Origin of the sequence: Streptomyces sp. NPDC093586 (genome assembly GCF_044764905.1) — a bacterium.
GTDB lineage: Bacteria > Actinomycetota > Actinomycetes > Streptomycetales > Streptomycetaceae > Streptomyces.
This window is the reverse complement of the sequence record NZ_JBIWJA010000028.1, coordinates 70,009-94,974: the sequence shown is the minus strand read 5'-3', so window position 1 is coordinate 94,974 and position 24,966 is coordinate 70,009. Positions and strand designations below refer to the sequence as shown.

At 74.4% G+C, this 24,966-nt stretch carries 24 protein-coding genes and 1 pseudogene; 14 read left to right on the top strand and 11 right to left on the bottom strand.

The window, feature by feature from the left end:
- The first annotated feature begins 45 nt into the window (after positions 1–45).
- From ACIRFH_RS26025 to ACIRFH_RS26000, 6 genes are all read left to right on the top strand, one after another.
- Positions 46–897: a helix-turn-helix domain-containing protein gene (locus tag ACIRFH_RS26025; protein ID WP_403525369.1), complete on the top strand. Its 852-nt coding sequence runs from the start codon at positions 46–48 to the stop codon at positions 895–897.
- Positions 878–1,093 (top strand): DUF397 domain-containing protein, encoded by a 216-nt coding sequence (locus ACIRFH_RS26020; protein WP_403525366.1) that lies wholly within the window; start codon positions 878–880, stop codon positions 1,091–1,093. Before ACIRFH_RS26025 ends, ACIRFH_RS26020 begins: the two co-directional genes overlap by 20 nt.
- Before the next feature lie 55 nt (positions 1,094–1,148).
- Positions 1,149–2,099 (top strand): hypothetical protein, encoded by a 951-nt coding sequence (locus tag ACIRFH_RS26015; protein ID WP_403525363.1) that lies wholly within the window; start codon positions 1,149–1,151, stop codon positions 2,097–2,099.
- A 270-nt stretch (positions 2,100–2,369) separates the two neighbouring features.
- Positions 2,370–2,984 (top strand): toxin, encoded by a 615-nt coding sequence (locus ACIRFH_RS26010; protein ID WP_403525360.1) that lies wholly within the window; start codon positions 2,370–2,372, stop codon positions 2,982–2,984.
- The gene (locus ACIRFH_RS26005) at positions 2,984–4,186 is read left to right on the top strand and encodes an MAB_1171c family putative transporter (protein WP_403525358.1); all 1,203 of its coding nucleotides are present in this window, start codon (positions 2,984–2,986) and stop codon (positions 4,184–4,186) included. Before ACIRFH_RS26010 ends, ACIRFH_RS26005 begins: the two co-directional genes overlap by 1 nt.
- Entirely contained in the window at positions 4,179–5,579 is a 1,401-nt protein-coding gene (locus ACIRFH_RS26000) for an NAD(P)/FAD-dependent oxidoreductase (RefSeq protein WP_403525355.1), read from the top strand. The genes ACIRFH_RS26005 and ACIRFH_RS26000 overlap by 8 nt, the downstream gene beginning before the upstream one ends.
- A 14-nt stretch (positions 5,580–5,593) precedes the next feature.
- Here ACIRFH_RS26000 and ACIRFH_RS25995 read toward each other — a convergent pair whose 3' ends face one another.
- From ACIRFH_RS25995 to ACIRFH_RS25985, 3 genes are all read right to left on the bottom strand, one after another.
- Positions 5,594–6,184 (bottom strand): hypothetical protein, encoded by a 591-nt coding sequence (locus tag ACIRFH_RS25995; RefSeq protein WP_403525352.1) that lies wholly within the window; start codon positions 6,182–6,184, stop codon positions 5,594–5,596.
- A gap of 89 nt (positions 6,185–6,273) precedes the next feature.
- On the bottom strand, positions 6,274–8,673 hold the full coding sequence (locus ACIRFH_RS25990; RefSeq protein WP_403525350.1) for a PQQ-binding-like beta-propeller repeat protein: 2,400 nt from the start codon (positions 8,671–8,673) through the stop codon (positions 6,274–6,276).
- Between the two features lie 200 nt (positions 8,674–8,873).
- The gene (locus tag ACIRFH_RS25985) at positions 8,874–9,653 is read right to left on the bottom strand and encodes a VOC family protein (protein ID WP_403525347.1); all 780 of its coding nucleotides are present in this window, start codon (positions 9,651–9,653) and stop codon (positions 8,874–8,876) included.
- 134 nt (positions 9,654–9,787) lie between these two features.
- On the opposite strand from ACIRFH_RS25985, the gene ACIRFH_RS25980 reads away from it, so the two are divergent.
- The 3 genes from ACIRFH_RS25980 (at position 9,788) to ACIRFH_RS25970 (ending at position 11,857) form a co-directional block, all read left to right on the top strand.
- Positions 9,788–10,423, top strand: coding sequence for a TetR family transcriptional regulator (locus tag ACIRFH_RS25980; protein WP_403525407.1), 636 nt, complete (start codon positions 9,788–9,790; stop codon positions 10,421–10,423).
- Positions 10,424–10,713: 290 nt separating this feature from the next.
- Entirely contained in the window at positions 10,714–11,139 is a 426-nt protein-coding gene (locus ACIRFH_RS25975; RefSeq protein ID WP_403525344.1) for a pyridoxamine 5'-phosphate oxidase family protein, read from the top strand.
- 52 nt (positions 11,140–11,191) lie between these two features.
- Positions 11,192–11,857, top strand: coding sequence for a pyridoxal 5'-phosphate synthase (locus ACIRFH_RS25970; protein WP_403525341.1), 666 nt, complete (start codon positions 11,192–11,194; stop codon positions 11,855–11,857).
- 7 nt (positions 11,858–11,864) lie between these two features.
- Here ACIRFH_RS25970 and ACIRFH_RS25965 read toward each other — a convergent pair whose 3' ends face one another.
- The gene (locus tag ACIRFH_RS25965; protein WP_403525338.1) at positions 11,865–12,476 is read right to left on the bottom strand and encodes a GNAT family N-acetyltransferase; all 612 of its coding nucleotides are present in this window, start codon (positions 12,474–12,476) and stop codon (positions 11,865–11,867) included.
- Positions 12,477–12,870: 394 nt separating this feature from the next.
- Between ACIRFH_RS25965 and ACIRFH_RS25960 the strand changes: the two are divergent.
- Positions 12,871–12,993: pseudogene (locus tag ACIRFH_RS25960) on the top strand (AraC family transcriptional regulator); the annotation flags it as partial.
- 396 nt (positions 12,994–13,389) lie between these two features.
- Here the strand turns inward: ACIRFH_RS25960 and ACIRFH_RS25955 are convergent.
- From ACIRFH_RS25955 to ACIRFH_RS25945, 3 genes are all read right to left on the bottom strand, one after another.
- A complete protein-coding gene (locus tag ACIRFH_RS25955; RefSeq protein ID WP_403525404.1) occupies positions 13,390–13,851 on the bottom strand; it encodes an ATP-binding protein in 462 nt (153 codons plus the stop codon).
- A gap of 499 nt (positions 13,852–14,350) precedes the next feature.
- Positions 14,351–14,863 carry an EF-hand domain-containing protein gene (locus ACIRFH_RS25950; RefSeq protein WP_403525335.1) on the bottom strand — a complete coding sequence of 171 codons (513 nt, stop codon included), beginning with the start codon at positions 14,861–14,863 and terminating at the stop codon, positions 14,351–14,353.
- A 126-nt stretch (positions 14,864–14,989) separates the two neighbouring features.
- Positions 14,990–15,370, bottom strand: a complete 381-nt coding sequence (locus ACIRFH_RS25945) for an STAS domain-containing protein (protein WP_403525332.1) — start codon at positions 15,368–15,370, stop codon at positions 14,990–14,992.
- Between the two features lie 366 nt (positions 15,371–15,736).
- Here ACIRFH_RS25945 and ACIRFH_RS25940 point away from each other — a divergent pair, with 366 nt between their 5' ends.
- Positions 15,737–16,318, top strand: a complete 582-nt coding sequence (locus tag ACIRFH_RS25940) for a sigma-70 family RNA polymerase sigma factor (RefSeq protein ID WP_403525329.1) — start codon at positions 15,737–15,739, stop codon at positions 16,316–16,318.
- Positions 16,300–17,616: a zf-HC2 domain-containing protein gene (locus tag ACIRFH_RS25935; protein ID WP_403525401.1), complete on the top strand. Its 1,317-nt coding sequence runs from the start codon at positions 16,300–16,302 to the stop codon at positions 17,614–17,616. The genes ACIRFH_RS25940 and ACIRFH_RS25935 overlap by 19 nt, the downstream gene beginning before the upstream one ends.
- A 208-nt stretch (positions 17,617–17,824) precedes the next feature.
- On the opposite strand, the gene purU is transcribed toward ACIRFH_RS25935, so the two are convergent.
- Both purU and ACIRFH_RS25925 read right to left on the bottom strand, forming a co-directional pair.
- A complete protein-coding gene (gene purU / locus ACIRFH_RS25930; protein WP_403525326.1) occupies positions 17,825–18,706 on the bottom strand; it encodes a formyltetrahydrofolate deformylase in 882 nt (293 codons plus the stop codon).
- A 57-nt stretch (positions 18,707–18,763) separates the two neighbouring features.
- Positions 18,764–19,264, bottom strand: coding sequence for a hypothetical protein (locus tag ACIRFH_RS25925; protein WP_403525323.1), 501 nt, complete (start codon positions 19,262–19,264; stop codon positions 18,764–18,766).
- Between the two features lie 117 nt (positions 19,265–19,381).
- On the opposite strand from ACIRFH_RS25925, the gene ACIRFH_RS25920 reads away from it, so the two are divergent.
- The gene (locus ACIRFH_RS25920) at positions 19,382–20,698 is read left to right on the top strand and encodes an ABC transporter substrate-binding protein (protein WP_403525320.1); all 1,317 of its coding nucleotides are present in this window, start codon (positions 19,382–19,384) and stop codon (positions 20,696–20,698) included.
- 75 nt (positions 20,699–20,773) lie between these two features.
- Here ACIRFH_RS25920 and ACIRFH_RS25915 read toward each other — a convergent pair whose 3' ends face one another.
- Together ACIRFH_RS25915 and ACIRFH_RS25910 are read right to left on the bottom strand one after the other, a co-directional pair.
- The gene (locus ACIRFH_RS25915; RefSeq protein ID WP_403525317.1) at positions 20,774–22,363 is read right to left on the bottom strand and encodes a hypothetical protein; all 1,590 of its coding nucleotides are present in this window, start codon (positions 22,361–22,363) and stop codon (positions 20,774–20,776) included.
- A gap of 201 nt (positions 22,364–22,564) precedes the next feature.
- Complete coding sequence (locus ACIRFH_RS25910) at positions 22,565–23,950, bottom strand: transcriptional regulator (RefSeq protein WP_403525314.1); 1,386 nt, start codon at positions 23,948–23,950, stop codon at positions 22,565–22,567.
- A gap of 300 nt (positions 23,951–24,250) precedes the next feature.
- On the opposite strand from ACIRFH_RS25910, the gene ACIRFH_RS25905 reads away from it, so the two are divergent.
- On the top strand, positions 24,251–24,919 hold the full coding sequence (locus ACIRFH_RS25905; protein ID WP_403525312.1) for a bifunctional DNA primase/polymerase: 669 nt from the start codon (positions 24,251–24,253) through the stop codon (positions 24,917–24,919).
- Positions 24,920–24,966 lie beyond the last annotated feature (47 nt).

Genomic DNA, 24,966 nt, shown 5'->3' with positions numbered 1-24,966 from the left:
CGTGGTGCTGGTGGAGTCGCGGGATCGGGGAGACGGGTGGCTGGCGTGCGGCGCAAGGACATCGACGGGTCGGAGAGCGTACCGAGCTTCTACGGCAAGGAACTTCGCTGGAAGCGGGAACAGGCGGGGCTCACTCTCGGCCAGTTGACCGAGGGGAGTTTCTACGGGCTCAGCCACCTCAGCGAGATCGAACGCGGCGAGCGCCGCATGCCCCGCGAACTCGCCGAGCACGTGGACCGCGTGCTCGGGACCGACGGCTTCTTCGCCCGGCGCTGCGAGGACGTGCACAAGGCCCGCCGGAAGGGACACGCCAAGTACTTCGAGCGGGTACTGGAGTCGGAACGGCACGCCGCGACCATCGAGGAGTGGTGCCCCACCGTCTTCCCCGGCCTGCTCCAGACCGAGCCGTACATCCGTGCCGTCGTCCGGGCCACGCACCCGTTGGAGCCGGTCGAGAGGACCGACGAGAAGGTACGGGCACGGCTCGGCCGCGCCCGGATCTTCGATGACGACGACACGACGCCCGAGTACTGGGTCGTCCTGCACGAATCACTGATCAGGCATCCGATCCTTCCGCCGGCGGAGATGGCGGAACATCTGGAGCGGGTGGTGGAGCTGGCCCGGCGGCCGAGGATCATTCCACAGGTGCTGCCGTGGAATCGCGGCGCGCACCCGCTCATGCAGGGCATGGCCAAGGTCATGACCTTCGCCGACGCCCCGCCACTGGTCTACACGGAGTCCGCGTACAGCGGTGACACCATCGACGAACCGTCCGTCGTGAAGCAGTACCGCAAGGCATACGATCGGCTCAGGGCCGCCGCTCTGCCGCCGGAGGCGTCCCTCGCCATGATCGAGGAAGCGGCTGAGGACTGTCGAAATGGCACACAGCGACTTTGACGTGAACTCCGCGCGCTGGCGCAAGAGCAGTCACAGCAATGGCGACGGCGGCGACTGCGTCGAGGTCGCCCACGGCCTCCCCGGCCTCGTCCCCGTGCGGGACTCCAAGCAGGTGCGGGACGGCGACGACGGCCCCGTCCTCCTCTTCCGCCCCCGCGCCTGGCAGGCGTTCGTCGACGGGTGCCGGGCCGGCTGAGGCCGGTTGTCCACAGGGCCGGGGCCACTCCCCCGTTCCACGGCACACCGGCGCCGTGGAGCACGAACGCAACGGCCTGCGCGCGCTCGTCGAGGAAGGCGTGCTGCTCACGTCACGCGCGCTGGAGGCCGGGTGGACCCGGTCCTCGCTGTTCCGGCGGCTCGGGGCGGAGGGCTGGGGCCGGGTGCGGCAGGGCGCCTGGGCCGAGCCCGGCACCGGCGCGGAGCACGACCCCGACGTCCGGCTGAAGGCGGTGCAGCTTCTCCATCCGCGGCTCGTGGTGAGTCACCGTTCCGCCGCCCGGCTCCAGCGGATCGAGACCCTCGGCCACGGCACGACCGAGCGCCTGGAATTCACGGACCCGGCACTCACTTTCCGCCAGAGGCCCACCGGCATCCGCGTGTACCGCGTCCCGCTCGCCGACACCGACGTGGAGGTCGTCGGGCGCCACCGGCTCCGGACCACGGCCCTCGCCCGTACGCTCGGTGACCTCCTGCGGTGCGGCCCGAGGGACGACGCCCTGGTCGCCGTCGAGTCCGCCCTCGGCCACCGCAGGGTCGGCGGTGTGCGCGGGCCTCCGCTCATCACGCCGGCCGCCCTCGCCATCGAGGTCGAGGCCCCACTGCCCGGCAGCGCACGAGCGCGGAAGTGGCTGGCGCTCGTGGACCGCGGCGCCGGTTCACCGGCGGAGACCGTCGCCCGGCTCCGTATGCACGACGCCGGGCTGCGCCCCGAGACGCAGGCGGAAGTGCGGACGCCGGACGGACGGTGCCGCTACCTGGACTTCCTCTTCCGTGCCGAGGGACTGGCGGTCGAGATCGAGGGCTACGCGTACCACGGCACCCGCGACTCCCACCGCCGGGACATGGTCCGCTTCGACGAGATCTCCCGCTGCCCCGAGGTCCGCCGCCTCCTCCGCTACGGCGCCGACGACGTCTTCCACCACCCCGCCCGCATGCTGGAGGAGATCCACGGCGTACTGACCGAGTGCCGCGCGCGTCCCTGACGGGGCCGGGCGAACGGGATCGGTGCGAATGTCCCGCGCGGACCGGCGGATACCCGGCAAGGGCGGGGGCGACGGGACCTTCCGCGTGGGACAAACGCTCCCATCACTGACACCGGCCCCGGCCCCCGCCGGGGGCCCACCCCGGCCAGTTCCGGCCAAGCCGTGGCCTGAGTCGTTCGAAAGGGTCGAACGAAGCCCCGTCCGTCACTAAGGTCTTCCCGACCTGTCGGTGTACGTCGGTGATGTCCCGGGGAGGGGGAAAACCGGCCCGTGAGTCCGCGAGCGATGAAGGCGCTGCTCCGTGCGCTCGGCAGGGAGGCCGCCCAGGATCTGGACCGGCCGGCGGAGCCGGAGGCCGTCATGCGGGCCTTCTGCCGGGCCATGAGCGTGCGCGCGGGGCGGCCGGTGGAGCTGGTGTTCCGGGCGTTCCCGGCGGACGTCCCGGTGTCGGGGCTGCGGCTGGACCTGGGGCACAGGTCCGTCATCGTGGTAGAGGAACGCACCGTCCCCGAGGCGCAGTTGGTGATCCTCGGGCACGAGCTGTGGCACGAGGAGCAGGGCGACTGCGGGCATCACGTCGCCGGGCTCGCCGACGCCTCCGCGCGGGCCGGCGCACCGTCGCGGCAGGCGTCCGACGCGGTGCGGCGGGCGGCGGAGCAGATCCTCGCCGAGGCCGAGGTGCCGCGCGACGCGCTGCTGGCCGTCGCCGCCCGGGCCGAGTCGCCGGACGGGCACGAGGTGGCCGCCGAGACCTTCGGGTTGCTGTTCGGCCGCGAGGTGCGCACCTGGATGCGCGGCCGGTACGCCGAGGGCCCGGTCTCCCCGGCGACGCTGGAGGGCCGCATGAACCTGTCGCTGACCAACCGCGGCGGACGCCTGCTCTGATGGTCCCGCACCTCCCGCCGTTCCACGTCCCCTACGCCCTGCCCACCGCCCTGCTCGCCCTCGCCGTCCTGCTCAAGCTGCCGACGTTCGTGCGGGCCTGGCGCACCCCCGAGGTGCGGGCGACGACCGTGCTGCTGGCGTGCGCGACCTGCGTGCTGGTGGTCATCACGCCCGTCAACATCGAGCGGCTCAACGGCTGGACGGGCATCCCCAACTTCGCCTCGCCCTGCGCGTACTCGTTCCTGACGGTGTCCGGCGCGACCGGGCTGGCCATGATCACCCGGTGGCGCCAGCCGCCGTCCGAACGGCGCCGGCGCGGCATCCGCCGTATTTACTGCGCGTACGGCGGGATCGTGGCCGGGCTCTGGGTGACCTTCCTGCTCGCACGCGTGCCGGAACCGCGGACCTACGACCTCGACACCTACTACGCCGGCACCCCGTGGATGCGCGAGCACATCCTTCTCTACCTGGGCGCGCACGCGGTGACCGGCATCGTCGCCACGCGGATGCTGCGGCAGTGGTCGCCGGCCGTGACCGACCGCTGGGTGAAGTCGGGGGTCGTCTTCCTGCTGCTCGGCTTCGCCACCGGGCTGCTCTTCGACGCGGCGAAACTCCTCGCCGTGGCGGCCCGGTGGTGCGGGACGGACTGGGACGTGCTCAGCACCCGGGTCGCGCCGCCGTTCGCACTGCTCCAGGCATCGCTGGTCGCCGTCGGGTTCATCGTCCCGCAGGCCGGGCCGGCGCTGCGCAACGCGGTGCGCGATCAGCGGGAGTACCTGCGGCTGCGGCCGCTCTGGCGGGCGCTGCGGGTGCTGGCGCCGGCGGCGGCACCGGCCCGCTTCGGGTTCTGGGTGCCGTTGGACCTGCGGGTCGTGCAGCGGCAGCAGCGCATCCACGACGCGCTGCGGCTGCTGGCCCCGTACTTCCGCCCCGACGTCCACGCACGGGCCCTCGCCGCGGCGCGGGCCGCCCACGGTGAGGCGCGGGCCCGTGACCTCGCCGGCGCGGTCGCGCTGCGCGCCGCCATCGACGCCTACGCGGCCGGTGTCCCGGCCCCCGCGAGCGAACGGCCGCCGGGCATCGGCACCGACATCAGCGACCACATCGACACCATCTCCCTCGCCCTGTACCGACGGCGTGCCCTCGCCGACCTCGGCCGCCGGGTGACCAGCACAGAAAGCGGCCTCGACACCCATGCCTGACACTCCCGCCGTCCCCCGGCCGCACGCCGTCGTCCTCGGCGCCGGCGCGGCGGGCCTCTTCGCCACCGCCGCGCTCACCGAGTTCGCCGACGTCACGGTCGTCGAACGCGACGTCCTGCCCGAGGGGCCCGAGCCGCGCCGGGGCGTTCCGCAGGCCCGGCACGCGCATCTGGTGTGGAGCGGCGGGGTGCGGGCCCTGGGCGAGCTGCTGCCCGGGCTCGTCGACGACGTGGTGGGCCGGGGCGGGCGCCTGGTCCACATCATGGGCGACATGGTGTCCCGGGCACCCAACGAGGTCTGGTTCCGCAGGTTCCTGGCGACCCACCACCGGAACCTGGTCTGCTCGCGCGACCTGCTCGACTCCGTCGTCCGCGACCACGTCCTCAAGAGCGGGCGGATCACCCTGCGCCAGGGCACCTCCGCCCTGGCCCTGGAGGGCGACGCCCGCCGCGTGCGCGGGGTCCGCGTCCGGTCCGGCGACGGCGAGCAGGTGCTGGCCGCCGACCTCGTCGTGGACGCGACCGGACGCGGCTCCCGCGCCCCGCGGTGGCTCGCCGACCTGGGCCTGCCCCGGGTCGCCGAGCGGGAGGTCGACGCCGGCCTCACCTACGCCACCCGCGTGTACCGCGCCCCCGGCACCACCGCCGACGGCACCTTCCCGCTGGTCAACGTGCAGGCCAACCCGGCCAGGCCGCCGGGGCGGGGCGGGGTGATCCTGCCCGTGGAGGGTGACCGGTGGATCGTCACCCTGGGCGGTACGCGCGGCGGCGAGCCCACCGCCGACCCGGACGCGTTCGTGCCGTTCGCGCTGGGCCTCGCCGACCCGGTCATCGGCGAGCTGCTGCGGGACGCCGAACCACTGGGCGACGTCACCGTCACCCGCAGCACCGCCAACCGGCGCCGCTACTACGAGAAGCTCGGACGCCGGCCCGACGGCTTCGTCGTCCTCGGCGACGCCGTCGCCGGCTACAACCCCGTCTACGGGCACGGCCTGACCGTCGCCGCCCAGAGCGCCCTCGCGGTCCGCGACGTGCTGCGCCGCACCGCGCTCACCGCGCCCGGGACGGCCGGTGCCCTCCAGCGGGCCGCGGCCCGCCCGGTCGCCGGCGCCTGGGACCTGGCGGTCGGCCAGGACGCCTTCTACCCGGGTGCCGCCGGGACACCGCCGACCGTGGTGGAGAGGCTGCTGGCCCGCTACGTCGACCGGGCCGTCGCCACCGGCGCCCGCAGTCCGCGCGCCATGGGCGCCCTGCTCGACGTGATGAGCATGGAGCGGCCCCCGACCCGGCTCTTCTCGCGGGACATGCTGGTGCCCATGCTGTTCGGGCCGAAGAAGCCGCACCTCCAGGGCCCGCCGCTCAGCGGGGCGGAACGCCGGGCGGCCCGCTCCTGACCCCGGGGGCCGCGTCACGTCAGCGGCAGGATCTCCTCGTCGTCCAGCTCGCAGTGGTCGACGGTCCCGCCCCGGTCGTCGAACGCGAGGCGTACGCGGTTCACGCCTCTGGCGGGGACGGTGGTCTCCTGGCGGGTGTCGTCGATCGTGACGTCGCCCGCGTCCTTGAAGAACACGGTGACGGCGAAGGTGTACTCGCGGTCGTTCGGGTTGGTGACCTCGACCGTGGCGTACGGGTCGGCCTCGGTCGCGCAGCTCACGAGTTCCACCGTGGCGGCCTGCAGGGCACTGCTGCCGCTGTCGCCGCCGCTGCCGCCGGTGTCGTCGTGGTCGTCGTCGGAGCCGGAGCCGGAGCCGGAGCCGGAGCCACCGTAGCCGTAGCCGCCGCTCGTGCCGCCTCCGTACGAACTGTCGTCGTCGTCCTTGTAGACGTCACCGCCCGACGTGGACGACGAGGTGTCGTGGTCCTGGCCGCTGCTGCTGCACCCGCCGCCCCCGCCGCCGTCACCGTGGCCGTGGCCGCGTCCCGTCGAGAAACCGGTCAGGCTGAGCACCACCAGTGCCGAGATCGCCGTGAACCTGAGTGCTCGTCCCCGTGTCGTCATGGCCCCCACGCTAGCGAGCCCCTGTCACGGGCATGTCACTGGCCTGCCACGGCCGGGCACACGGGGTGACCGGGCCGGGGCGGGGCGCGTCACGTCGTGCGCGCCGTCCCCGTGCCCTTCTCCGCGTCCAGCGCGTACACGCAGCGGTCCTTGCTGCACGCGTACACGATGCCGTCCCGCACCACCGGGGAGCCGGTGATCTCGCCGCCGGTCGCCAGCTTCCAGCGCAGCCGGCCGTCGTCGGCCTTCAGCGTGTAGAGGAGGTGGTCGGTGGAGCCGAAGTGGATCCGGCCCTCGGCGACCGCGGGCGCGCCGACGATCTCGCCGCCCGCCTGGAAGCGCCACTTGGGCGTGCCGGTGACGGCGTCCAGCGTGTACAGGCCCTTGCCGCTGCCCACGTGGACGTGACCGGCGGCCACCAGGACCGGGTCGGTGGAGGAGCGGCCCTCCGTCGCGATGCGCCAGCGGTCGCGGCCGTCGGTGGCGTCGAGGGCGTACACCGTGCCGAGGTAGTCGGCCAGGTAGACGCCGCCGCCGGTCACCGCGGGGCCCGGCACGAAGACCGGCGGGGAGAGGAAGACGGCCGGGGCCTCGAAGTGCCAGCGGACGTGTCCGGAGGCGACCTCCAGCGCGAGGACGCGGGTGCCGGCCGCGACGTACACGTAGCCGTCGGGCGCCTGGGCCAGGCGGACCGGAACGCCGCCGCAGGACGCCGCGTCGCCGATCGGGTACGACCAGCGCTCGTCACCGGTACGGGCGTCCAGGGCGCGCAGCCGGGCGTCCTGCCAGACGTACACCGTGCCGTCGTGGACCGTCGCGCCCGCTTCCGGGGACTCGAAGTCGGTCTGGGCGCCGGTGATCTCCCACAGCTTCTGGCCGCCCGAGGCCTCCCAGGCCTGGACGCCGCCGCCGCGGGTGGCGGTGACGACCGTGCCCCGGTCGGCCTGGAGGGAGTAGACCCAGGCGTCGGTCTGGACGCGCCACAGGTCGGCGCCCTCGCGGGCGTCCAGGGCGAAGAGGGTCGGGCCGTCGGAGGCGTGGATACGGCCGTCCGCGACCGCCATCGACCAGGCCACGTCCCGGGTCTTGAAGCGGCGGCGCCCGGTGGCCACGTCCAGGGCGTGCACCTCGAAGGAGGTGACGTAGACCAGGTCCCCGTCGACGGACGGCGTGCCCCAGACGTCGTTGGACATGCGGAAACGCCAGGGGCGCCAGCCGCTCGCCGCCGCTTCGGGGGGCGTCGCGGGGGCGGCAGGCGCCGGTACGACCGGGTCGGCGCCGCCCACGCCGGGGCGCGGCCGGGACCAGGAGGCGGCGAGGGCGGACTCCGGCGGCGGCGCGGCCACCGCGGCGGCCCGCATGTCGGCGACGCGCGGGCCGGGGCCGATGGGCACCGCGGCACCGGCCAGCCGGACGGGCCCGGCGTCCGGGGCGCCGACGGGCGCGGGCACCGGGGGGCCGTGCACGGACGGCGCCGGCACGACGGGGTCGTGCGAGGGCGGGGGCGGCAGCGGGGGCGCCGGCACGGCCGGCCGGGCACCGGCCGGGCCGCCGCCGCGCCCGCCGGCCGTCGCCGCGGGCCGGGCCGTGGGGCGGCCGTTGCGGCGTTCCTCGATCAGGCTCACCGCCCGTTCGGGCAGCCACGCCGAGGCCGTACCGCTGTCGTCGGAGCCGGAGCCGTACAGGTGCGGGGCGAGCTGGGACTGGAGGTCGGCGGGGTTGGGGCGGGCCGTCGCCTCCATCTGCATGCACGACTCGATGAGCGGACGCAGCTCGTCCGGGAGGCCCTCCAGGTCGGGGCCCTCGCGCAGCAGCATGAAGACCGTCTCGACCGGGTTGGCCCCGTGGAAGGGCGGGTGTCCGGTGGCGGCGAAGACCAGCATGGAGCCGAGCGAGAACACGTCGCTGGCGCCGGTGACGCTGCGCGAGTCCTTCGCCTGTTCCGGCGACATGTAGGCGGGGGTGCCGACGGCGACGTTCGTCATGGTCAGACGGGTGTTCGAGACGCCGGAGGCGATGCCGAAGTCGATCACCCGGGGGCCGTCCTCGACGACGAGGACGTTGGACGGCTTGAGGTCGCGGTGGACGAGCCCGGCGCCGTGGATCGACTGCAGCGCCTCCGCGACGCCCGCCGCCAGCCAGCGCACGGCCTGGGCCGGCAGCGGCCCGCACTCGTTCACTATCTCCTCGAGGGAGGGCGCGGGGACGTACGCGGTGGCCAGCCACGGCACGGCGGCCCGCGGGTCGGCGTCGACCACGGCCGCCGTGTAGAAGCCGGAGACCGCGCGGGCGGCCTCCACCTCACGCGTGAAGCGGACGCGGAACAGCTGGTCCTCGGCGAGCTCCGTCCGGACCGTCTTGATCGCCACGCGCCGGCCGGACGCCGAACGCGCCAGATAGACCAGCCCCATGCCGCCGGCGCCGAGCCGCCCCAGCACCTCGAACGGCCCGATCCGCCGCGGATCGTGCTGTGTCAGCTGATCCACCACTTGCCTGCCACCTCCCCGTACGAGCCGCACCACCCACATATGTACGCGGCCGACGTGCAGCGTCTCACCACCACACCGCCGCGGCGGCACACACCCCGATTCTTCCTGTCCGAGGCGCTGGTGGCGAACCCTGGGACAATCGGGGTGTCATGCCTCAATCCCGGGCGAACGACCATCCCGGTACGGTGTCGCGGCGGCCCTCAGCGCTGGAGCAGCGCGAACGACGCCCCCTGGTCGTCCGAGACCACGGCCACCCGCCCGTACGACGCCTCGAACGGCGGCACCCGCACCCGCCCGCCGAGCCGGGCCACCGTGCCGAGCGCCGCCTCGCAGTCCTCGACCCGGAAGTGCACGAGGAAGTGCGGCGGCATCTCGGCGGGGAAGACGTCGGTCACCGCGGCGCGGCCCACGTCGGGTGCGGCGCCGGGGCCGAAGAGGGTGTCGTGGAACAGGCCGCCGTAGAAGGCGTTGGCGGCCTCGGTGTCGCGGGTGTACAGCTCGGCCCAGGCGAAGGCACCCGGCTCGTGCCGCCTGCCGAAGCCGGTGAAGGCGGTGGAGGCGGTGGAGGCGGACCCGTCGGCGTCGGCGCCGGGGGCCGGTTGCCACAGGGCGAAGACCGCGCCCTGGGGGTCGGCGACGAGGGCGGTCGTGCCCAGGCCGTCCACCGGCCGGGGCGGCGTGACGACCTGCCCGCCGGCCTCCCGGATCCGCCCGGCCAGTGCCCCGGCGTCCCGGGCGGCGAAGTACACCGTCCACACGGTGGGCATCCGGCCGTCCGTCTTGGGAACCAGCGCGGCGACGGGCTCGCCGTCCAGGCGGGCCCACCTGGAGGCACCGGGCCCCTGGGTGAAGGCCCATCCGAAGAGCTCGCCGTAGAAGCGCTCGCCCGCCCGGACGTCGGAGAGCTGCGCGTCCACCCAGCAGGGGACGCCTTCCGCGTACCCGGACGCCCGCCGGGCGGATGCACCGTTTTCGGCCATACCGCCAACGTAACCGCCTCGCGCGCACCGCGCAGACCAGGCACAGCAGCCACTTCGCACCCGCACACCCCATTTGCAGTCGGCCGAATCGCGCGCCGATCGGCCGTCGGTAAGCTGACGGCATGACAGGACAAGTGCGCACCGTGGACGGCCGCGTGGCCGGTCGACGCGGGCAGGCGACCCGGCAGAAACTGCTCGACTGCCTGGGCGACATGCTGAGCTCCTCCCCCTACCGGGACGTCAAGGTCATCGACGTCGCCCGGAAGGCAGGAACGTCGCCCGCGACCTTCTACCAGTACTTCCCGGACGTCGAGGGAGCCGTCCTGGAGATCGCCGAGCAAACGGCCGCCGAGAGTTCCGGGTTGGCCGGGCTGGCGGCGGGACGCTCCTGGGCCGGCAAGGCCGGCTGGCAGACGGCGCAGGAACTGGTCGACGGGTTCCTGGACTTCTGGCGGAGGAACGACGCCATCCTGCGGGTCGTCGACCTGGGCGCCGCGGAGGGCGACAAGCGGTTCTACAAGCTCCGGATGAAGATCCTGAACTCGGTGAACACGGCCCTCGCGGACTCCGTCGCCGAACTGCAGGCCAAGGGCAGGGTCGACAAGGACGTGAACCCGGCGGCGATCGCCGGTTCGCTGGTCACGATGCTCGCGGCCGTCGCCTCGCACCAGAAGGGCTTCAGCTCCTGGGGCGTGAAGCAGGCCGAACTCAAGCCAAATCTGGCTCTGTTGATGCACCTGGGCATCACCGGCAAGAAGCCCTCCAGGTAACGCGCCCGTCCGGTCGCACGGCAGCCTGTCATCCCTGCCCGCTCCGCCACGCCCCGCCTCCCGGACGCCCTTCCCCGCCCCGGTGCTCCCACCGCCCTCCGCGCCCCCTGCGCCGCCCCGGTCCCCTTCCCCGACCGCGCGTCCGCCGCCGCACCCCGCCCGTGGCGCCGATCCGCCCGCCGCCGCCGACCGGCCCGCGCGGGAACAAGCACCCGCCCGGCCACCGTTGCGACCGCTGCAGGCACCCGAACAGCCGTACACCCGTACGCCGTTGAGGAGACGAGACCGGAATGGCCCTGACCCGCGAAGAGCGTGAACAGTTCCTGGCCGAACCCCACATCGCCGCGCTGGCGGTGGACGCGGGCCCCGGACGCGCCCCGCTGACCGTGCCCATCTGGTACCAGTACGCGCCGGGCGGCGACGTCTGGATCATGACCGGGCTCGACAGCCGCAAGAACGAGCTGATCAAGGCGGCGGGCCGGTTCTCCCTCATGGTCGACCGGCTGGAGCCCACCATCCGGTACGTGTCGGTGGAGGGCCCGGTCGTCGAGACGGTCCCCGCGACCGTCGAGCGACTGCGGGAGATGGCCGCCCGGTACCTGCCGGCCGAGAAGGTCGACGGCTACGTCGACTTCGCCCGGAAGAGCCACGGCGAACAGGTCGTCGTCCGGATGCGGCCCGAGCGCTGGGTCTCCTCCGACCTCGGCCAGGTGTGAACCGTACGGCGAACATCCCTCGCCCGGCCCGGCCCCACGTGACAATCGGGGCATGGAACCCGATCTTCACGAACTGCTGAGGTCACTGCGGGTGTGGGACCCGGCGGTCACCGAACTGCCCCCGTTCGACCCGGCCACCGCACCCGGCGACCCGCTGCCCCTGTTCACCCGGTGGTTCGCCGAGGCGGTGGCGGCCGGGCAGAGCGAGCCGCACACCGTGTCGCTGGCGACGGCCGACGCGGAGGGCTGGCCGGACGTACGGATCGTGATGCTGCACGGCGCGGACGCGGACGGCTGGTCGTTCGCCACGCACGCCGACAGCCGCAAGGGCCGCCACCTCGTCGCCCGGCCGTACGCCGCGCTCGTCTTCTACTGGCCGGTGCTGGGCCGCCAGGTGCGGGTCCGCGGCCCGGTCACCGTCGCCCCGGCCGAGGAGGCGCGGGCCGACCTGCACGCCCGGTCGACCGGCGCGCTGGCCGCCGCCCTCACCGGCCGGCAGAGCGCGCCGCTGAGCTCCCCGGACGAGCTGGCGCGCGCCTCCGAGACCGCCTGGGAGCGGGCCGAGCGGGAACCGGACGCGCCCGTCCCGTCCTGGACGCTGTACCGGCTGCGCCCCCAGGAGGTGGAGTTCTTCCAGGGCGACGCCCGGCGCCGCCACGTACGCCTCGCCTACCGGCGGACGGAGGAGGACTGGCGCACGCAACTGCTGTGGCCGTGAGCGGCGCTCACCGCGCGTCGGGGGCGGCCGGCTCCGCGTCGGTCGCCAGCCGGGCGTGCAGGTGGGCGTCCCGGAACGCGTCGCGCCGGTTCTCCTCGAACATCGCCCCGCGCATCGTCCCCTCGTAGCGGTACCCGCACCGCTCGGCGACCCGGCAGGAGGCGCCGTGGCCCAGGGCGTGGCCCAGTTCCAGGCGGTGGAGGCCGAGTTCCGCGAAGGCCCAGCGCGACGCGAGGAGCAGGGCGCGGGTGGCGACGCCCCGGCCGCGGGCCTCGGGCAGCACCCAGTAGCCGACGCGGGCCAGCTTCAGGGGCAGGTTGATCTCGCCGACGCCGATGTGTCCGAGCGTCGTGCCGTCCGCCCCGTCCGTGATCCGGAACGACGCGGACCTGCCCTCGCCGGCCTCCCGCGCCCGTGCGCGCAGCGACTCGCGGGCCGCGTCGAGGCCGGTCATCGGCCTGAGCGGCGTGTTCCAGCGCTGGAAGTCGGGGTCCAGGTGTCCGCGCAGCCACGTCTGCGCGTCGGCGTCGCTGCCGGCGTCCCAGGCACTCAGGTGCAGGCCGTGCCCGCGCGGTTCGGTGACGGAGGGAGCGAGGGTGCGTATACGTGTGTGGGCCATCGGTCCATTCAATCCGACCGTGGGCCGGCGGGGCCCGCGGATTTCCCCGTGACCGATCCACAACCGATTCCGGTCTTGACCGAGACCCATCAAGCGGAGCCGTGGTTGCGCTCGCCGCACGGCCGACTCCGCACCGCCTGCCGAACCCGGTCCGCCCGTCCCGCGGGCCTGCCCGTGCACGTCGTCGGCGGCGGCCCGGGCGGGCGGGCCGCCGCCCAGTGCCGCGACAGGCAGTGTTCGCCCCGTCGCGACGCCCGGCACGCTCCCCCGGAGGGGGTGCCCCCACTCGCCGCACCGGACGCCGCTCCTTACCGGGCAAACGTCGCCTGCCGCGGCACCAGGCACTGCGCGCACGCGGACCGCGTCTCCCGTCTGCCGGGCTGAGGCAGGCGCCCGGGACCGCGGCACCGCCGTCGCCGACGGCGTGGTCCGCCGGACCGTCGTACCGCCCCTCCGCGACGGCGGGCAGGCGCGGTGCACCGAGCGGCCGGTGCCCGATCCGCAGGCGTCGTCCACAGCCTGTGGAGGGTGAGGGCGTCACCGGGAGGCGTCGGCCGGCGGCGCGGCGCCGGCCGCCCCGGCCGTGGCGCCGCACGCCGCCACCCGACTCCGGCGCTCCCGCCCGGTTCCCGTCGCCCCCGGGGGAACCGCCGCCGAATCACGACCCACACTCGTCGAGGACCCCGTCACCGGGCCCTCGCCGTCCCCTCGCGGCGAATCGTTGTCCACAAGCGTGAGGAAGCGGTGACGATCCGTCAACCGCCGGGGAGTGTTTCCCCCCGGGGCTCCCGCTCGCGCGGGACGCGCACGGAAGCACACCCCGGCGCACTGCCGCACCGGCGTCGGCGGAAGCGGGGGCCGATGCGCCGGGCAATGCCTCCCCGCGTCGCCGGAACGGTCCGGACGACAGGTCCTACACCACTTCGTAGGTCATTCCCTCGTGGGGCACCGCGCCGCCCGTACGGACCGGCGGGGCCTCCCCCGGTCCGGCGCAGCGGTCCAGTTCGCACCAGATGCGCTTGCCGGCGCCCTCGCGGCTCCAGCCCCAGCGGTCGGCGAGGCCGTCGACGAGGGCGAGGCCCCGGCCGCCCGTCGCGTCGTCGTCCACGCACCGGGGCACCGGGGCGCTCCCGCTGGTGTCGTCCACCTCGAGGCGGACCGTGGTCTCCCCGGTCACCACGCCCGGCAGGACGAGCCGCAGCACGGCGGGGCAGCCGGTGTGCACCACGGCGTTGGTGACGAGTTCGGAGACGATCAGGACCAGCGTCTCGGCGAGTTGCTCGTCCGCCCGTATCCCCGACCCGGCCAGCCGCGAGCGAGCCCACCGGCGGGCTCGCCCCACCTCTGCGGGGTCGGGCCGGATCTCCAGCTGCACTTGAAGCACCTGCACCGCTCACACCATCCGAACCGGCGGACACAAAGGCTCGCGCCTCACGAGGGCCACGATCGTAGCCACTTCCTGCATGGCCAGAACAACGGCCGGGCCAGGGTTCACGGAACGTGAATCCCGTAGGGGACAGCATGGTTGACGTACAGTCACGCCAACAAGCGCTTCGGGCATATTCCAGCGCGAAGGAGTACTCGTGCGGCATACTGTGCGACGCCCGGTCCGGGCAGTCGAACAGGCGGTGGCCGACGGCCTCTCCGCCTTGCGGGGCAAGGCGCACACGCCCGGTCCCGGAGCCGCCCGGCGGGCGGCACCGGCACGGCCGGCGCTCGGGGGCACTCGCATCCCACACAAGGTACCGGAGGACGGCGCCGACTCCGGTCCGTGACGGGGCACACGCCGGACACGACCCGGCGACTACCCTCGGTGATCATGTACTGCCACGATCCGCGTCACCGCGGGCGGGGCCGACGCGGCCCCGCGCGCGTCACTCGGGCACGGTGAACCAGCGGGCGAACGCCGGAACGGCCTCCGCCTCCCCCACCTTGCCGTCGCCGTCCGTGTCGAGTTCGTCGGCGACCGCACGGGCGGTGGCCCCGGGGACGCCGAGCGCGGTGAGCGCCCGCGCGGTGTCGGCGACGGTGACGGCTCCGTCGCCGTCCGCGTCGGCGACGGCGAGGGCCGCGTGCAGGAACGGGCGGGCGATCTCGGCGAACCGCTCCGGGTTGTCCCGCAGCCGCTTGACCGCCGCGGTGACGAACTCCTCCCGGGTGATGCGCTGGTCGCCGTCGCGGTCGGCGATCCCGGCCATGCCCTGCCAGAGCGCCTCCGCTCCGCCGTACAGGGCCTGGCCCCTGTCGGACCGGGCGGCGACGGCGAACTCGGCGAGCAGCGCCTTGGCCGCCGTGTTGAAGTCCTGCCGGTCGATGTAGCCGTTGCCGTCCTGGTCGAAGGTGGCGAACCGTGCCGCGATCCTGCGCTCGTACTCGCTGCTGACCATGTCTTCTCCGACCGCCCTCTCGTCACGTCGGGTGGGTGCGTCTCGCACGGAGAGTACGACGCCCGGGGGCCGCCCGCAGGGCGAACCCGGGCCCGTCCCTCCCCCGCGCACACCGGGGGCACGCCCCTACGCGGAGAGCGGTCGCGGTCGGTCGCCGGTCGCCGAGGCGAGGTCGGGGTGGACGTCGAAGAGCCGGCGCACACCCAGCGCACCGAGGACCCGGTTGACATGGGAGCCGTCGACGGCTCCCCGGGCGGGCAGTATCAGGCGCAGCCTGCCCTGACAGGAGCGGATGAGACGCCGGGAGGCGATGAGCACGCCGACCCCGCTGGAATCGCAGAAGAGGACCTCGGAGAGGTCCAGGACGAGGCTGTGCCGCCCCTCGGCCACCTCGTCGTGCACCCGCTGCCGCAGCACCGGGGACGTCACCAGGTCCAGTTCGCCCGACACCTGGAGCACGGCCCAGTCGCCGCGCTCGCCGCCGGTCACCTTGAGCGTCACCGCCATGCCCTTCATCCGTCGGTGCGTCCGGACCCGCCGAAACGGAAGCCACGCCTACGCTTCTTGGTCGCGCGCCTGCCCACCGGCCGTTCCCGCAAACACCTGCCCGGAAACGGGATCCGATCAAAAGAGGCTTGTTTCAGACGGTTTCGATCTTGTTCGATCGAATTCGGTCGCACTATGGAGGGTAGGCGGTCGACCTGAGAGGTCGATGAGCGCCCTACCATCTGCGGCCCGCCGGGGGCGCGCATTGACACAAAGGGGCGTGCGTCGTCGGACGTGCCGACTACATTCGAGGAGACGGTGGCCACAGGCTGGACACCGGTGGGGGACCGGCCCGGCCGTCGGGCCCGAGCAGGGGGGAGGAGCCGTATGGCGAAGAAGGACCCGCCGCTGCGCTGGGACCGCACGATGCAGCAGCGGCTGGCCCGGGGCGAGGCCGCCGCCCTCGGCGAGTTCTACGACCGGTTCGCCTCGCTCGTGCACGGCCTCGCCCACCGCGTGCTGGACGACGAGCGGGCCGCCGACCACCTCACTCGTGACGTGTTCGCGCACGTCTGGGAGCACCCGGAGACCTACGACCCCAAGCAGGGCCCGCTGCGCAGCTGGGTCGCCGCCCTGACCCGCCGCCTGGCCGTGCAGCGGCTGCGGGCCACCGAGGCGGCCGCTCTCGCGCGCGGTGGCACCGGCACCACCGAGGAACTGGAGCGCAAGGTGCGCCACGCCTCGGTCGCCGCCCGCGCCGACTACATCGCCCAGTCCATGCCGGCCTCGCTGCGGGCCGCCCTGGAGCTGGCCTACTTCCAGCGCCGCGACTACCGCCAGACCGCCGCCGACCTCGGCGTCACGGAGGACGAGGCCCGTCGCCGCCTGCGCCTGGGACTGCAGCTGCTGGCCACCGCCCGCGACGTGCCGTCACCGGGGGCGCCGCCCGGATACGGGGGTGCGGCGTGAGCGGAGCGTACGGCGAGCACGACGGGCACGACGAGAAGGGCGAGAACGGTGGGAACGAGGCGTGCGACGGCGCCGGTGGGTCCGGCCCCGCGCCGCGCATCCCGCTGCCGCGTGCCTCCGTCGAGGACGGCGGACACCCGCTGCCCGCGGTGGAACCGGCCGCACCCCTCGTACTGGAGCACCACGTGCTGACCTCCCTCCTCGGTGCCTGGGCGCTGGCCGTCTGCTCCCCGGAGGAGGCCGCGGCCGTCGAGGAGCACCTGGACGAGTGCGGCACCTGCGCCGAGGAGGCGCTGCGGCTGCGCGACGCCGTCGGGCTGCTCCAGCGCCCGGAGAGCCTCGACCTGAACCCCGCCCTGCGCACCCGTGTCCTGGAGAGCTGCCTGGAACGTCGCCCGCCGCGCATCCCGGTGCCCGAGTGGGCCGCGCCGTACGACGCCGAGACCGCGCGCCTGGACGCGCTGCTGCAGGACATCGGGGACTCCGAGTGGCACGCGCCGGTACGGCTGCGCTGGTTCGGGGACGACGGCGCGGTGAGCCGGCGCACCACCGTCGCCGGGGTCATCGCGCATCTGCTGACGGTCGACGGACTGGTCGGGATCGCACTGGGCCTGCCCGACCCGCTCGGCGAGATCGCCGCCGAGGCCCCGGCCCCGGCGAGCCGCACCGAGGCCTACTGGCGTGCCTCGCACTACCCGCCCACGCGCGCGGTGCGGGCGCCGTGGCGCGAACAGAGCCACGCCCTCGTCCGGACCGTGGCGTTCACCGGCGGCACGGGCGGCACGGGTGGTGGCGCGGGCCGGATGCCGGTCTCCTACGGCGACTTCGAGCTGCCGCTGCGCGACGCCATGCTGGACCGGGCCTTCGAGTGCTGGGTGCACGCGGAGGACATAGCCGAGGCGGTGGACTACCCGTACGAGCCGCCCTCGCCGCGCCATCTCCACCGCATGATCGACCTCGCCGCCCGGATGCTGCCGGGCGTCCTGGCCGCACGCCGCAGGTCCGGCCTCGCCGCGCCCGCCGACGGCCGGCACCTGGTCACGGCGGGCGAGCCGGGGCGCAGCCTGCGACTGGAGATCGAGGGTTCGGGCGGCGGCGAGTGGCTCATCCCGCTGGACTCACCGGCGGCGGTGGGCTCCGCCGACCACGAGGTGGCCCATGTCGCCCTGGACGGCGTCGAGTTCTGCCACCTGGCCGCGGGCCACGTGCCTCCGGCGGAGGCGGCGGCGGGGCAGGTGGGGGACCGGGAGGCGATCCGGGACGTGCTGTTCGCCGCGGCGAGCCTGAGCCGGATGTAGGGGCGGGACGCGGCTTCGTCGGCGACTGCGGGCGGGTCGCGGCTGCGGGCGCGGGCGGGTCGCGCCCACGCGGCGGAGCCGCACATGCGACACAGCCCCGCGCCCCTGGAGGTACGTGCGGTGAACGCGTCCCGGAGGGACGCGGGGAACCGCGCGAACAACCACCGCTCGCCCGCGGCCGCCCGCGGGACCGAACGCCCCCGGGCTACTAGGCGAAGACGACGGTGCGGCGCCCGTTCAGCAGGATCCTCCGCTCGGCGTGCCACTTCACGGCCCGCGCCAGCGCCTGGCACTCCACGTCCCGGCCGATGGCGACCAGCTGGTCCGGCGTGACGTCGTGGCCGACCCGCTCGACCTCCTGCTCGATGATCGGCCCCTCGTCGAGGTCGGCCGTCACATAGTGCGCGGTCGCGCCGATCAGCTTCACACCCCGGGCGTGCGCCTGGTGGTACGGCTTCGCGCCCTTGAAGCTCGGCAGGAAGGAGTGGTGGATGTTGATGATTCGGCCGCTGAGCCGCTTGCACAGGTCGTCGGAGAGGACCTGCATGTAACGGGCCAGCACGACGAGTTCGACGTCCTCCTCGCGCACGATCTCCAGCAGCCGCGCCTCCGCGTCCGCCTTGGTGTCCTTCGTCACGGGGATGTGGTGGAAGGGGATGTCATAGGACCCCACCAGCTCCGCGAAGTCGGTGTGATTGGACACCACGGCGGCGATCTCCACGGGCAGCGCGCCGATCCGGGCCCGGAACAGCAGGTCGTTCAGGCAGTGCCCGAACCTGCTGACCATGAGCACGATGCGCATCTTCTCGTCGGCCCGGTTGATCTGCCAGTCCATGTGGAAGGAGTCGCCGATCGCCGCGAAGCTGGCGCGCAGCTTGTCCACGGTCACCGGGGCCTCGGCCGAGAAGTGGACGCGCATGAAGAACAGGCCCGTGTCGTGGTCGCCGAACTGCTGGCTGTCCTCGATGTTGCAGCCGGTCATGAACAGGTAGCTCGACACGGCGTGCACGATGCCCTGTTTGTCGGGGCAGGACAGGGTGAGGACGTACTGGTCGGCCGGTGCGGCGGCGGGGCTGGACTGCTCGTTCATGGAGGACAGGGTCCCATATCGGCCTCCCGGACCGACGGTCGTCCCGTCAGACGGGCGTCAGGCGGACCTGGTCATGATCCGCAGCACCTCGAGGCTGCGGGGCTCCGCCTCCGGGTCGTCGCCGTCACCGGTGGCCAGCCGCACGTGCGCGTCCCGCGCCGCCCGCACCGCCTCCGGCCAGTCCGGGTGCTCGAGGTAGGTGGCCACCGGCGCGTCCGGCCCCACCTGGTGCATGATCCGCAGGACGCGCAGCACGGCGGTGTCGACGAGGGCCGCCTCCTGGGAGTCGCGGAAGATGGTGCCGACGTACTTCTCGGCGGACCAGTGGTCCAGCCAGGTGTCCTCCACCAGCCGGTACACCGCGTCGGTGACGTCGCCGTAACCGGGCGTGCCGGCCAGCCAGACGTCCCGCTGGAACGCGGGCGCGGAGAGCATGTGCAGCGCGGAGCGCACCTGGCTGCGCCAGCGCCACCACGGCATGTCGTTGAGTGGCATGCCGCCCATGGTGGAGGAGCGGCGGCCGCGACGGGAAGAGTTCTCCGAACCTTGCACGGTCATCGATCGTACGTTCCCCTCCACCCGCGTCGGACCGGCCCCCGTAATTCACCTCGGCGTCACCACGCGTCGGCCGGAGGTCACGCCCAGGTTATCCGTGTGGCGGAATCGTGCGGGACCATGACCGGCAGGCGACGCAACCGCAGCACGTTCCTCCGCGGCCTCCCCGGCCGCTCCCGGCCCACCCGGACCGGCGCGCTGACCGCGGGTGCGCTGGTGGTGTGCGCGTCGCTCGCCGCCGGCTGCGGGGTCGTCCCCGGAGTCACGGGGGGCTCCGGGGACGACCCGATCACCGTCATGACCTGGGCGCCCTCGGACACGGACGCGACCAACAAGCCCGGCATGCCCGCCTTCGCCCGCGCCTACGCCCGCTGGATCAACGACCACGGCGGCCTCGGCGGCCACCGGCTGAACGTCCTGACCTGCAACGACCACAACGACAGCGTGGCCGCCGTGAAGTGCGCCCGCCGTGCCGTCAAGGAGGGCGCGGTCGCCGTGGTCGGCTCCTACAGTCAGCACGCCGACTCGTTCTTCCCCGTCCTGGAGGGCGCCGGCATCCCGTACATCGGCGGCTACGGCATCACCAACGCGGAGTTCACCAGTCCCCTGTCCTACCCCGTCAACGGCGGCCAGCCCACGCTGCTCGCCGGTCTGGGCAGCGCGCTCGCCGAGCCCTGCGGGCCCGTCACGCTCGTCCGCCCCGACACCATCGCGGGCGACCAGCTGGCCCCGCTGCTCGACTCGGGACTGACCGGGGGCGGGCACGCCGCGACCCACGACCAGCGGGCGCAGGAGGACGCCACCGAGTACCACGACGAGTCCGACCGGGCGCTGCGGCGGGCGACCGCCGACCCGGCGCGGCCGGGGTGCGTGGTGCCGGTCCTCGGGGACCGCACCGGCACCTTCATGGACTCCTTCCGGCGGGCCCGCGAGGAGTACCCGCGGGTGCGGACGGCGACCGTGCTCGGCAGCGTCGACCAGTCCGCCGTCAACGCGTCCGGCGGCGCCTCGGGCCCCTACGAGGGCGCGTACGTCACCGGCTGGTACCCGGAGGTGGACGATCCGGGCTGGGACGGGATGAAGAAGGTCATCCAGGAGGAGGCGTTCGGCGACAACAGCGTCGACGCCGCGGACGCCGGGGTGCAGACCACCTGGATCGCGTACACCGTGTTCAAGGAGGTCGTCGAGTCGCTCGGGGACGGCGGGGTGAGCGCCGACCGCGTCACCCGGGCCCTGGACGGCGGGCTGGAGGTCGGCACGGGCGGCCTCACGCCACCGCTCCGGTGGAAGTTCCAGGACAAACTGGCCTCGGTCGGCTTCCCGCGGCTGGTCAACGCCGAGGTCACCCTGCAGGTCGTCCGGCAGGGCCGGCTGGTGTCGGCCCGCAGGGGCGCCGTCGACACCACACAGACCCTGCGCGACGCCCGCCTCGCCTGACCGGACGGGCCGGTGAGCCCGCCCTCCCGCGGCCTGCCGTCCGCCCTCCGCGGTCAGGCCGTCCGCCCTCCGCGGTCAGAGCTGGGCCGGCTGGCGCTCGGTGAGCCCGTACTGCTTGGCGATGGCGTTCCAGAGGGCGGCGGCCTTCGCCTTCTCCTTGCTCGCCGTGCCGCTCGCCCGGTTGGCCTCCTGGGGCTGGGTGGCGGCCTTGCCCTTCTTGCAGCCCTTCTTCCCGGCCGTCCGGTCGGCCCAGGCCGCGTAGTGGTTGTCGGCCGACGCCGAGGCCTGCCACGCCTTGGTGAGCGCGGTGGTCAGCTCGGTGTGGCCGGGCAGCCTGTCCACGGACAGCTGGGAGAGGCTGGTGACCAGCCCGGTGCGCTGCTTGGCGGCCTCGCGCAGGTCCTTGGCGGCCTGGGGCAGGTTGTCGCAGGACTTCACGTCGGCCACCGCGTTGATCACGGTGCTCCGGCTGTTGCCGCTCTGGGCCAGCAGTTTGTCCAGCTCGACGGCCTGCTGCCGGACCGGGTCGACGGACGGTGACGCGGAGGCCGACGCGGAGTCCGCGGGGGCCGTGGCGGACACCGTCTGGTTGCCGCCCTTGTCGTCGCCCTCCTCCCCGCCGGCCATCATCGCGCCGGCGCCGATCCCGACGACGGCGATGCCGACGCCGACGGCCGCGAGGAGCGGCAGCCGGGAACCGGTCCGGCCGCCCCGGCCCGCGTCGTCGTGGCCGCCGCGGCGCCTGCCGCCGCCCGGGCCCTGCGGGACGTACGGGGGCGGGTCCGCGGGGCCCGGCTCGTCGAAGCGGGGCAGCTGCTGGGTGGCGGAGGCCGGTCCGTCGGCGGGGCCGCTGCGGAAGAGGCTGTCGAACTCGGCGGGCGGCTGCCGGCCGTCGTCGGCGCCGGGGACGCCGCCGTGGGGTGCCGCGGGGGGCCCGGCGGGCACGGGCGCGATGTACTGCGTGGCCTCGGCGTCGGGGTGGGACACGGCCGGGGCGTGCTGCGGCGCGTGGCCGAGGAACTGCGTCTCGTCGGCGGGCGGACCGACGGGTCTCTCGGGCGGCAGCGCCCCCGGGCTCACGGGGGGTATGTACTGCGTGGCCCCCTCGTCCGCGGGTGTGCCGACCGGCGGCAGGTACTGGGTGGCGTCCCCGTCGGCCGGGGGGAGCGGCGCGGACTGCTGCCCGTGCTGTCCGTACGCCGGCTGCCCGTAGGCGGGCTGCCCGTACTCCGGCTGCCCGTACGGCGGCTGCGCGCCCCGGGCGGCGTGCCCGGCCGCGGCCGGGCCGCCGTACGCCGGCGGCTGCGTGTTCTCCGGGGGCAGCGGGCCGGGGCCCGCCATCGGCGGCGGGCCGCCGGGGCCCTGCGCCGGACCCTGCGCGGGCCAGGCGTGCTGTGCGGCGGACGGGCCGCCGGTCTGCGGGGTCTCCCAGGGCCGGGCGCCGGGCGGAGCGGGCCGGCTCTCCTGCGGAGGCGGGCCGTACTGCTGTCCGGGGCCCCACGGCTGGTCCCATGCCCGGGCGTCGGACGGCGCCGAGGCGGGCGCGGGCCCGGCGGCTCCGCCCGCCTGCCCCGGCAGCACGGGCGTACCGCCGTCCGAGGGCAGCACGATGCCTTCGCGCGCTCGGCGCGGCGAGGGCTCCTCGCCCTGTCCACTCTGCGTCACCGGGACTCCTGTGAATGGGGGACCTTCGGAATCGTCGGCTCACGCTACCGGGTACCCCGAGCCCGCTGCCACGCCGCATGGGGCATGATCCACTTCCCCGCCTCCGCAGTAACGAAACCGGGCCTCGGCACGCTGTTTACGTTCCTTTCCGCTTCCCGCACGGAGTTCCACCGCACGTTCACACGCCGGCGGACCGTCGGTTCACGCGGCGGCGGGCAGGTCGAGCCGTGCCCCGAACTCCCGCACCACCGCCTCCTCCCGGTAGGGCTCCAGGCGCTGCTGGAAGTCCTCCAGGTACTCGGCGCCCCGGTTGGAGCGCAGCGTCTCCAGCAGGTCCACGGCCTTCAGCGCCGTGTGGCAGGCCTGTTCGATCTCCCGCTGCTGCACCTGCGCGGTGGCGAGCAGCACATGGCCGATGGCCCGCCTGCGGGCCCGCGACTCGGGGTGCCCGGCCAGGGACTCCTCGGCGCACCGCGCCGCCGCGTCGGCCTGCCCGAGGTCCCGGTGGCAGTGCGCCAACTCGTCGGCCAGGTAGGCCTGGTCGAAGTGCGCGATCCACGCCGGGTCGTCGCCCGAGGCCGCGTCGGCCGCCTCCATCGCCTCGACCGCGCGCCCGGCGGCCGCCTGGGCCGACCGCGCGTCGCCGAGCAGGGCGTGGCCGCGCGCCTCGGCCGCGTGGAACATCGACTCCGCGCGCGGGGTGACCCGCCCGCGCGCGCCCTCCTGCGCCGCGCGCGCCAACTGCGCGATCTCGCGCGGATTGCCGAGCTGCGCGGCCAGGTGGCTCATCGACGCGGCGAGGACGTAGCCGCCGTATCCGCGGTCGCCGGCCGCCTGCGCGAGCCGCAGCGACTGGATGTAGTACCGCTGGGCCAGGCCCGGTTGCCCGGTGTCGACGGCCATGTACCCGGCGAGCTCGGTCAGCCGGGCGACCGTGGCGAACAGGTCCCGTCCGACCGTCTCCCGGTAGGAGCCCGCGAGCAGCCCGGAGACGACGCTGTTGAGGTAGTGCACGACGACCGGGCGCACGTGCCCGCTGCCGTACTGGTGGTCCAGGTCCACCAGCGACTGCGTCATCGCCCGCACGGCCGCCACGTCGGACCGGCCCACCCGCGGCCCGGCCGAGCGCGCCACCTGCGGGTCGGGCGCGGAGATCAGCCAGTCGCGGCTCGGTTCGACCAGCGCGGAGGCGGCGACGGAGGAGCCGGACAGGAAGTCCCGCCGCCCCACGTCGCTGCGCCACAGCTCGCAGACCTGCTCGATGGCCCCCAGTACCGTCGGCGAGAACTGGAGACCGACGCCCGACGCGAGGTTCTTGCCGTTGGCCATGCCGATCTCGTCGATCGTGACCGTACGGCCGAGCTTGCGTCCCAGCGCCTCCGCGATGATCGCCGGGGCCCGGCCGCGCGGCTGCTGTCCGCGCAGCCAGCGGGCCACCGACGTCTTGTCGTACCTCAGGTCGAGGCCGTGCTCGACGCCGCACATGTTCACCCGGCGGGCCAGGCCCGCGTTCGAGCAGCCCGCTTCCTGAATGAGCGCCTGCAGCCGTTCGTTGGGCTGTCGCGCGACGAGAGGCCTTGCGGCCATGGCGTACCCCCATGCGGTCTCGATGCTGTCTCGGCGGAACGGGAGATGTCCGGCCGTGGAGATCAATGCCCCGTCGATGTGCCGACAATGCGAGGCTTGCGAGGTTTGCCGGGTGACGGCCGGAGCCGACCCCAGACGTGGTTACCCGGCTCGGGCCACGGATCCTCCCGCGCGCCCCCGAACGTGCACCCGTGCGCCCCGGATGCGGGACCGGTGCTCCTCCCCCGCGCGTGCGGGGGACGCTCCGGCCCCCGTGCGCGGGGGCCGTAACCCGTGGTGGGCACGGGAGTTGAGTTCCACGTGGAAGAGACCATCCCGGGCACCGAAACCGCTCATGTCCCGCTGCAGCGCGGAACGTCGCTGCTGGAGACCGCCGTCCGTTACGCAGAGGAACGCCACTGGGACGTGCTTCCCGGGACCTGGCTGGAAACCGACGGCGGGGTGCAGCGCTGCTCCTGCGGGGAGGCGGCGTGCGGCGCCCCGGGCGCACACCCGGCGCGCGAGGACTGGGCGACGCAGGCGGCCGGCAGCGCGGCCGCCGTCCGCCGGATGTGGCAGCAGCGACCGGCTGCGTCGGTGCTGCTGCCCACGGGGCGGACCTTCGACGTGATCGACGTGCCCGAGACCGCGGGGTTCCTCGCGCTCGCCCGGATGGAGCGGATGGAGCTGACGCTCGGTCCGGTGACGCTGGCGCCGGACCGGCGGATGCGGTTCTTCGTCCTGCCGGGGGCCACGGTGAAGGTGTCCGGTCTCGTCCGGCGGCTGGGGTGGTCGCCGGCGGCCCTGGATCTGACCGCGTCGGGCGAGGGCGCGTACGTGGTCGCGCCGCCGACGCGGTACGGGACGCGGGGGGCCGTGCAGTGGGTGTGCCGGCCGACGGCGGCGAACCGGTGGCTGCCGGACGTGGAGGAGCTGATCTCGCCGCTGGCGTACGCGTGCGGCAGGGACCGGTGCGGCAGGGACCGGTAGGGGGCGTCCTCTCGTCCGCGTGACCTGTGCCCGTCGGCGGCCTCCGG

Bases quoted from the DNA above. Each gene is read 5' to 3' on its own strand.
- ACIRFH_RS26020 (WP_403525366.1), top strand. From the start codon at position 878: ATGGCACACAGCGACTTTGACGTGAACTCCGCGCGCTGGCGCAAGAGC.
- ACIRFH_RS26005 (WP_403525358.1), top strand. From the start codon at position 2,984: ATGGTCCCGCACCTCCCGCCGTTCCACGTCCCCTACGCCCTGCCCACC.
- ACIRFH_RS26000 (WP_403525355.1), top strand. From the start codon at position 4,179: ATGCCTGACACTCCCGCCGTCCCCCGGCCGCACGCCGTCGTCCTCGGC.
- ACIRFH_RS25995 (WP_403525352.1), bottom strand. From the start codon at position 6,184: ATGACGACACGGGGACGAGCACTCAGGTTCACGGCGATCTCGGCACTG.
- ACIRFH_RS25985 (WP_403525347.1), bottom strand. From the start codon at position 9,653: ATGGCCGAAAACGGTGCATCCGCCCGGCGGGCGTCCGGGTACGCGGAA.
- ACIRFH_RS25975 (WP_403525344.1), top strand. From the start codon at position 10,714: ATGGCCCTGACCCGCGAAGAGCGTGAACAGTTCCTGGCCGAACCCCAC.
- ACIRFH_RS25970 (WP_403525341.1), top strand. From the start codon at position 11,192: ATGGAACCCGATCTTCACGAACTGCTGAGGTCACTGCGGGTGTGGGAC.
- ACIRFH_RS25965 (WP_403525338.1), bottom strand. From the start codon at position 12,476: ATGGCCCACACACGTATACGCACCCTCGCTCCCTCCGTCACCGAACCG.
- ACIRFH_RS25950 (WP_403525335.1), bottom strand. From the start codon at position 14,863: ATGGTCAGCAGCGAGTACGAGCGCAGGATCGCGGCACGGTTCGCCACC.
- ACIRFH_RS25945 (WP_403525332.1), bottom strand. From the start codon at position 15,370: ATGGCGGTGACGCTCAAGGTGACCGGCGGCGAGCGCGGCGACTGGGCC.
- ACIRFH_RS25940 (WP_403525329.1), top strand. From the start codon at position 15,737: ATGGCGAAGAAGGACCCGCCGCTGCGCTGGGACCGCACGATGCAGCAG.
- purU (WP_403525326.1), bottom strand. From the start codon at position 18,706: ATGAACGAGCAGTCCAGCCCCGCCGCCGCACCGGCCGACCAGTACGTC.
- ACIRFH_RS25925 (WP_403525323.1), bottom strand. From the start codon at position 19,264: ATGACCGTGCAAGGTTCGGAGAACTCTTCCCGTCGCGGCCGCCGCTCC.
- ACIRFH_RS25920 (WP_403525320.1), top strand. From the start codon at position 19,382: ATGACCGGCAGGCGACGCAACCGCAGCACGTTCCTCCGCGGCCTCCCC.
- ACIRFH_RS25910 (WP_403525314.1), bottom strand. From the start codon at position 23,950: ATGGCCGCAAGGCCTCTCGTCGCGCGACAGCCCAACGAACGGCTGCAG.